This window comes from Virgibacillus halodenitrificans JCM 12304 (assembly GCF_001310895.1).
GTDB lineage: Bacteria > Bacillota > Bacilli > Bacillales > Amphibacillaceae > Virgibacillus_Q > Virgibacillus_Q halodenitrificans.
In genome coordinates this window covers 1-7,592 of record NZ_BAZS01000063.1, presented here as the reverse complement: position 1 = coordinate 7,592, position 7,592 = coordinate 1, and the positions used below count along the sequence as shown (strand labels likewise).

The window sequence follows — 7,592 nt, the reverse complement described above, 5'->3', positions numbered from 1 at the left end:
ATATTAAAAGAGGTGATTATGATGTTAGGGAGCCTTTTTACAGAGCCATACATCCGGCTCATACTGGGAATTTTACTTCTTCTAATTATCCTTTATATTGTAAAGAGATTTAAAGGTGACAAACAAAGAAGGCCTGATTCATTAGAAATAATAAAGGAAAAGTTAGCTAAGGGCGAAATAACGCAGGAGGAGTATGAGGAAGCGCGTAAACGTCGAGGTAAATAATAAGGCACCTATGCATAGAATGCACAGGTGCCTTTTCGAAATTTGCGGCGAGAGAACCATGTGTTCACATTCACATGTATTTCTTTGTTCCTCGTCTTATGCAAATCAGCTCATCGCAGATTAAGTATACCACCGTTTTTATACAACGTCACTATTTTTTATACAAAAGGGGAGGGGTTAACTGTTTACTTCATATTTCACACTGTTTTGAATTAAACCTTTTATCTCCTCTAGTTGCCCTTTATGAAACAGATCAACAATCTTACTACCAACAATTACTCCGTCACAGTAAGAGCTTAATTCCCTTGCTTGCACCTCAGTAGATACTCCGAATCCAGCCAGTACGGGTACAGCACTTTCTTGCTTCAGCATACGTAAATAATCTTTTACTTCCTGTTCATGTGTAGCTCGGGCCCCAGTAGTTCCGGTTACAGATACTGCATAAAGGAAACCTTCTGACCGTTTTGCTAATTCTAATACACGTTCTTTCGTACTGGTCATTGCTGCAAGACGAATAAATGCTATGGAGTTTTTGTATAGTAGTTTATCTATTATTGCTTCCTCTTCTAATGGTAAATCAGGTATGATCACGCCATCCACTCCTGCTTGTTTGCAATCGGAAGCAAATTTTTCTATCCCATAAACAAAAATAGGGTTTAAATAGGTCATTAATATAATTGGAACAGAACGCCTTTCACTGCTTTCTTTCAATACATTCAACACAGAGCCTAGGGAAGTACCGTTATTTAATGCTCGCAAGCCAGCATCCTGAATAGTAGGGCCATCAGCAACAGGATCAGAAAATGGAATGCCAAGTTCAATTGCAGCAGCTCCACATTGATGTAAATAATCGATACGTTCTTCTAAAATGTCTAACCCGCCATCTCCCGCCATAATATAGGGGATAAATAGCTTTTCTCCTGCTTCTTGTTTTTTCAAAAATGATTGCTGAATTAAATCTTTTCCCATATTATTTACCCTCCAATGCCGATTTTACTTGTTCCACGTCTTTATCCCCACGCCCTGATAGGCAAACGACAATACTCTCATCTGCGCTCATTTTTGGAGCAATTTTCATCGCATATGCTATCGCATGCGCGCTCTCCAATGCAGGGATTATTCCCTCGGTCTTTGATAAAAATTGAAAGGCATCTAATGCTTCTTTATCTGTTATAGAATCATAGATAACCCTTTTTGTTTCATGCAAATGACTATGCTCAGGACCTACGCCAGGGTAGTCTAAACCAGCAGATATAGAAAAAGCCTCTTCGATTTGTCCGTGTGCATCTTGAAGTAAATGAGTCATTGTTCCGTGGAGAATTCCTACTGATCCACTCGTCAACGTAGCGGCATGTTTGGATGTTTCTAATCCTTGACCACCGGCTTCTACACCATACATAGTTACTGACTCTTCTTGGATAAAAGGATAAAACATACCCATCGCATTACTGCCGCCACCAACACACGCGATTACTGCATTCGGAAGTTTTCCTGTTTTTTGCTTGAATTGCTCTTTTGTTTCGTTTCCAATAACGGATTGAAAGTCCCGAACAATTTTTGGGAAAGGGTGTGGTCCTACGACGGAGCCTAAAATATAATGTGTGTCATCTACATTGCTGACCCAATAGCGAAGAGCCTCATTTACTGCATCTTTCAATGTGCCGCTACCGTGGGAAACACTTCGCACTTCAGCACCTAATAATTCCATGCGGAACACATTTAATCGTTGTCTTCTAATATCTTCTTCGCCCATAAATACTACACATTCTAAGTCAAGGAGGGCGCATACGGTAGCTGTTGCGACACCGTGCTGTCCAGCACCGGTTTCCGCTACTACTTTTTTCTTTCCCATGCGTTTTGTTAAAAGTGCTTGGCCGACTGTATTGTTGATTTTATGTGCTCCTGTATGGTTCAAATCCTCCCGCTTAAGGTAAATTGGGGCACCTTTTAATTTTTTTGTGAGATTTTCTGCAAGGTATAGAGGAGTTTCTCTTCCAACGTATTCTGCCAAATACTTATTTAACTCCTCTATAAACTCAGGATCCTGAATTGCTTCCTCATATAATTTCTCCAGTTCGATTAAAGCAGGCATTAATAATTCGGGAACAAACTTGCCCCCAAATTCTCCATATTTCCCAGTAGCATCAGGCATCGTATATATTGCCATCGATATCATCCTTTCCTTGTTTATTTTTGCATAGATGGATAAACTCTTTTATTTTCTTATTGTCCTTTTTCCTATTTGTTTCAACACCACTTGATACGTCTGCTCCGGCAGGATTAACCTGGTTTATGGCTTGATTTATATTCTTAGAAGAAAGGCCCCCAGCTAGAATTAGCTTCCTGTGGTCCAAGGAAAGACTGTGGAGAAGCTTCCAATCAAAGGGTTCTCCGCTGCCAGCTTTGGGACTATCCACTAAATAATAATCACATGGATAATTCGTGATGTCCGTTCTCATACTGTCTTTTGCTGAAAAAGCTTTAATAATTTTATAAGGGAGTTGCTCAGCGATACTTGGAGGCTCATCTCCATGAAGTTGGATATAGTCCAGGTTTACAGCCTCAGCAATAGATTTTATATTTTCTGGCGCTTCGTTTACAAATACGCCAACTTTATGAACAGTTTGCGGTATGGAAGCTGAAATCCTTTTAGCTTTTTCGACAGTGACTTCCCTGCTGCTTGGAGCGAAAACAAATCCGATGAAATCAGCGCCCGCATTTACGGCAGCTTGTGCCGCTTCTACCGTAGTAATCCCACATATTTTAACGAGCATTTTCTTCTGCCCCTGTTTTTTGTTTTGGTACCTGTAATTGGTTAAAGGTATCCGGTAAATGCTTCGAACGCATGAGTGTTTCACCAACCAGGATAGCCTCTGCTCCGGCTTCACTTACAAAGAGGGCATCCTGTTTTGTTTGCATCCCACTTTCACTAATTAAAACCGTATTCTCATCTGTTACCATGGATGCAAGCCTGGCAGTAGTTTGCAGATCCACTTCAAATGTTTTGAGATTTCGATTATTAATGCCTATTATTTCTGGTTTAAGCTTAAGGACCCTCTCCATTTCCGTTTCATTGTGAACTTCACATAAAATCTCCAAGTCCTGCTTTCTGGCGTATTGATACAAGGAATGAAGCTCTTTATCCGATAAAGCAGCGGCAATTAATAGAATAATATTTGCACCAGCTGCTCTAGCTTGATCAATTTGAATACGATCAATAATAAAATCCTTACATAAAATGGGCAGTTTGACTGCTTTACGTATTGCTTGGAGATCCTTTATTGACCCATTAAAAAATGTATTGTCTGTTAGAACGGATATAGCAGCTGCACCTTGCTTTTCATATTGGATTGCTTGTTCTATTGGGTCTACCTCCATATGGATAGCTCCCTTGGAAGGGGAAGAGCGTTTGATTTCTGCAATTACTTTTAAATTGCTCGCTTTTCGTATTGTGTCCTTAAGCAGTGGAACTTTCTTCGCTGCTGGTTGTTCAAACGTTTGTTTTACTAGTTGAGCGACTTCTTTTTCCTTCTGTTTCAGGATTTTTTCTAATATTGTCATTTAGACCACCTCACTCTTTGTTTTCTTACTGAATTCAATTAACCTCTCTAGCCTTTCGAGTGCTGCACCTGAGTGGATACTCTCTTTTGCCAATTCGATTCCTGACTTGACGGAAGTGGCTTTTCCATTCGCAAATAGGCCAAGTCCAGCATTTAGAACGACTGTATCAAGATAAGGTCCTGGCTTCCCACATAATACTTGTTTGGTAATAGCTGCATTTTCCTTTGCATCTCCGCCGCGGATCAAATCGTTCGTATATACAGGCAATCCCACTTCCTCCGGGTGAAGGGTGAAAGGGGATATTTTTCCCTCGTCTAGCATGACAAGGTGATTTGTGCCTGATAACGAAGCTTCATCCATAAATCCAGCACCGTTAACTACAATTGCCCTCCGTCTACCCAGCTTTTGTAGGGACTCCGCCATTGTTTCCAGCATGTTACGTCTGTAGACACCAATAAATTGAGAGTCAAGATTTATCGGATTGGTTAAAGGACCAATAGCATTAAAAATGGTTGGCATTCCCAGTTCTTTTCGAACATGACTAAACGGTTTTAGAGCTTGATGAACATGTGGCGCAAATAAAAATGCGATTTTATTTTCTTTAAGGATTTCTTCCGTATGTTCTTTAGAGAAGGATAGAGAGATACCTAAATACTCTAATACGTCGCGCTGCCCGTTTTACTTGAAATACTTCTGTTGCCATGTTTCGCAATCGTTACACCAGCACCTGCAATAACGAATGCAGATGTTGTACTTATATTGAAGCTGTAGGATCTGTCGCCACCTGTACCGCAATTATCCATGACATGAGGAAGAATGCCTGTTTGATAAGCGGATTGGGAACGGATAACGTCGACCATACCAGTAATTTCGTCAGCTGTTTCCCCCTTCATTCGTAAGGCTGTTAAAAAAGAAGCAATTTCTGAACGACTAATTTCATTTGAAAAGCAGGCGGTGGTGGCTTCTTTCATTTCTTCTACAGATAAGCTTTCCAGATTAATCAATTTTTCAAGATAATGTTTCATGCTTAAGCTCCTTTCCAATTTCATTCAATACATTGCTTATCATCTTTTTTCCGGTAGTAGTACCAATGGATTCGGGGTGAAACTGAACACCGAACACCGGAAATGACCGATGTTTAATTGCCATAATTTCATTGTCTTCAAGGGATGTCGCAACCACCTCTAAATGAGGAGGGACGGTTGCTTTATCAACTACAAAGGAGTGGTATCGCATTACTTCCAAAGGCTGAGACATATAGCTAAAGAGACCTAACCCGTTATGAGTAACGAGGGAGGTTTTCCCATGTTTAATTGTTTTTGCAGGTTTTAATTCCGCACCCAGCGCTTCAGCTATGATTTGGTGGCCCAAACATATACCAATAATAGGTATTTTCTTATAAAAGTGCTGCACAACCTCCATACAAATTCCTGCTTCTCCGGGAAGACCAGGCCCTGGTGAGATAATAATTGCCTCTGGCTGCAACCTCTCTATTTCAGCAACCGTTATTTTGTTATTACGAACTACGTTTATCTCTTTTTCTTCCTCTGAAAATATTGATATATGTTATAGGTAAATGAATCAAAGTTATCGATTAACAGCATCATATTGGCTAACCTCCATTAGGGATTTTGCTTTATGCAATGTCTCTTGAAATTCTCTTCCAGGATCTGAATCATGGACAATTCCGGCACCAGCCTGCAGATATGCTTGATTGTCTTTCACTACAAGTGAACGGATGGCGAGAGCTATGTTTAAATCATTGTTGAAATTGATATAACCTATTCCCCCAGCATAGACACCACGCTTCTTCTCTTCCAGATCGTTTATAATTTGCATAGCCCGGATTTTGGGTGCTCCAGAAACAGTACCTGCTGGTAAACAAGAGATAAGTGCATCTATACTGGAGCACTTTACTTTCAGTCTCCCTTTGACTTCTGAAACAATATGCATTACATGCTGGTACTTTTCAATTTGCATGTAAGTCGGGATAGTAATTGATCCAATCTCACACACACTTCCAAGATCATTCCTGCTTAAATCTACAAGCATTCGATGCTCCGCAATCTCCTTTTCATCCGAGAGCAAGTCTTGGATAAGTTGTTCATCCTCCTCTTTTGTTTCACCTCTAGGGCGTGTGCCTGCAATTGGGTTTGTTAGTATTGTTTTGCCACTCGTTTGAATTAGACTTTCAGGCGATGCTCCCAATACGAGATATTCATCGAAATCAATATAGAACATATAGGGAGAGGGATTGGCCTTCCGCAACTGCCGATAAAACTGGAAGGGCGACCCCTTCATATCTGCCTTCATCCTTTGAGATAGCACTACCTGAAAAATATCCCCTCTTAAAATATGATGTTTAGCAGTTCGAACTTTTTCCTTAAAGCTTTCTTCACTTACCTCTGGCTGAAAAGAAAAAGTTGTTTCTTTTTCTTCTTGATATGGCACATTTCGCTGCAGTGTTTCCTGCATGCTGTTTAATCGTTTAAGTAGCACCTCTTCCGATTGTTCATCCTGATTTATTGCAATCAGGTAAATCACTTCTTCCTTGTGGTCAAATACGAAAATGTTTCTATAAATCATCAAGTGAATGTCAGGCATAGATAGATCATCTGTTTTTTCTTCACCAATGTCCTCAAACGTTCGAATGGTATCATATCCTATATAGCCAACGGCCCCGCCATAAAAGGGAAGGGGGATGTCTAACTCAATGTGATGGAAGCTTTCCTTAAGATAATCTAGTACATGCTGTTCAACTGTGCTTTTTTTGCCAGAGTCATGGTTGATAATCATGGACGTGTTTCCCATCCCAATCAGTTCCTCGTATGGATCTGCTCCGATAAATGAATAATTTCCTTTCTGTTCATGTTTAACTGAGCTTTCTAATAAAAATTTCTTTTGCCCGGATAACTGATGGAAAATACGGATAGGTGTCAATGTATCTGCATTTAGCTTTACTAGTTTATGAGTTACAATTTTCTTCATTTGTTCATCTCCTTATATGTTAATGCATAAAAAAACCTCTATAGACGCATATCGAAATATGTATCTATAGAGGACGATTGTGACCGCGGTGCCACCTCTTTTGAGAAGAATTTAATCTTCTCATCTTGTTCGAATACGGAAGAAATCTCCATGAAAGACTACCTCGATATTCTATCCGTATAACGGCGGAACTCCGGGTTTCCATACTTTTGTCTAAAGAGCTTTTGCCATTATTACTCTAAGGCACATCACTTTTTCTCTTTCAGGAAACCTCTCGTAAGTCCATTCAGCATATAACCACGTGCTGGAATCCCACCATCACCAGCTCTCTAAAAACGCTTTTTATATACTTACTCCTCTTACTCGACGATTTTAATTATTTTCTTATAGATATTCATATGTTTATTAAAAATGCTACTTCATTAAAAAACAAAAAGGCCCCTCATCCGAAAAAGGACGAGGGACCGTGGTACCACCTTTATTAACTGCAAATACAGTTCACTTTAGCAATAGAAAACAACATAGTTTCCTATCTGTTCCTGGTAACGGAGGAACATAGTCGCCAAAGCCTACTGTTTCATATTTTCGGTTTGGAAGCTCAGAAGCCCATTCATCTACCAAATCACACTGATTCTCACCAACCATCAGCTCTCTAAAGTGTTTAAATAGATTACTCTTCTTCGTCATTGCTTTAATCATTAAGTTATTGAAAATAATACTATAAGATAAGCAATCGAATGTCAAGGATTTTTTTGAAAAAGATAATACATGAGCAATTCAATTTATCTAAAATAGGCGAGAAAACCCCCCTCTTCAAG

At 39.7% G+C, this 7,592-nt stretch carries 6 protein-coding genes, 2 pseudogenes and 2 other annotated features; of the genes and pseudogenes, 1 reads left to right on the top strand and 7 read right to left on the bottom strand.

Features of this window, described 5'->3' with window-relative positions:
• Positions 1-225 (top strand): SHOCT domain-containing protein (locus JCM12304_RS18605; RefSeq protein WP_256200868.1); only part of this gene is annotated, 225 nt, incomplete at its 5' end.
• A 177-nt stretch (positions 226-402) separates the two neighbouring features.
• On the opposite strand, the gene trpA is transcribed toward JCM12304_RS18605, so the two are convergent.
• The 7 genes and pseudogenes from trpA to trpE form a co-directional block, all read right to left on the bottom strand.
• Positions 403-1,194: a tryptophan synthase subunit alpha gene (gene trpA / locus JCM12304_RS18600; RefSeq protein WP_060681972.1), complete on the bottom strand. Its 792-nt coding sequence runs from the start codon at positions 1,192-1,194 to the stop codon at positions 403-405.
• A 1-nt stretch (position 1,195) separates the two neighbouring features.
• The gene (gene trpB / locus JCM12304_RS18595; RefSeq protein ID WP_060681971.1) at positions 1,196-2,392 is read right to left on the bottom strand and encodes a tryptophan synthase subunit beta; all 1,197 of its coding nucleotides are present in this window, start codon (positions 2,390-2,392) and stop codon (positions 1,196-1,198) included.
• A complete protein-coding gene (locus tag JCM12304_RS18590; protein WP_060681970.1) occupies positions 2,370-2,999 on the bottom strand; it encodes a phosphoribosylanthranilate isomerase in 630 nt (209 codons plus the stop codon). Before JCM12304_RS18590 ends, trpB begins: the two co-directional genes overlap by 23 nt.
• Positions 2,989-3,786, bottom strand: a complete 798-nt coding sequence (gene trpC, locus JCM12304_RS18585) for an indole-3-glycerol phosphate synthase TrpC (RefSeq protein ID WP_060681969.1) — start codon at positions 3,784-3,786, stop codon at positions 2,989-2,991. The genes JCM12304_RS18590 and trpC overlap by 11 nt, the downstream gene beginning before the upstream one ends.
• Positions 3,787-4,811: pseudogene (gene trpD / locus JCM12304_RS18580) on the bottom strand (anthranilate phosphoribosyltransferase).
• A pseudogene (locus JCM12304_RS18575) lies at positions 4,795-5,393 on the bottom strand (anthranilate synthase component II). Before JCM12304_RS18575 ends, trpD begins: the two co-directional pseudogenes overlap by 17 nt.
• Entirely contained in the window at positions 5,374-6,774 is a 1,401-nt protein-coding gene (gene trpE, locus JCM12304_RS18570; protein ID WP_060681968.1) for an anthranilate synthase component I, read from the bottom strand. Before trpE ends, JCM12304_RS18575 begins: the two are co-directional and overlap by 20 nt.
• A 66-nt stretch (positions 6,775-6,840) precedes the next feature.
• Positions 6,841-7,150 (bottom strand) — a binding site (T-box leader).
• A gap of 73 nt (positions 7,151-7,223) precedes the next feature.
• Positions 7,224-7,470, bottom strand: a binding site (T-box leader).
• Positions 7,471-7,592: the final 122 nt, after the last annotated feature.

Coding starts and splice junctions, on each gene's coding strand:
- trpE (WP_060681968.1), bottom strand. CDS start 6,774: ATGAAGAAAATTGTAACTCATAAACTAGTAAAGCTAAATGCAGATACA.
- trpC (WP_060681969.1), bottom strand. CDS start 3,786: ATGACAATATTAGAAAAAATCCTGAAACAGAAGGAAAAAGAAGTCGCT.
- JCM12304_RS18590 (WP_060681970.1), bottom strand. CDS start 2,999: ATGCTCGTTAAAATATGTGGGATTACTACGGTAGAAGCGGCACAAGCT.
- trpB (WP_060681971.1), bottom strand. CDS start 2,392: ATGGCAATATATACGATGCCTGATGCTACTGGGAAATATGGAGAATTT.
- trpA (WP_060681972.1), bottom strand. CDS start 1,194: ATGGGAAAAGATTTAATTCAGCAATCATTTTTGAAAAAACAAGAAGCA.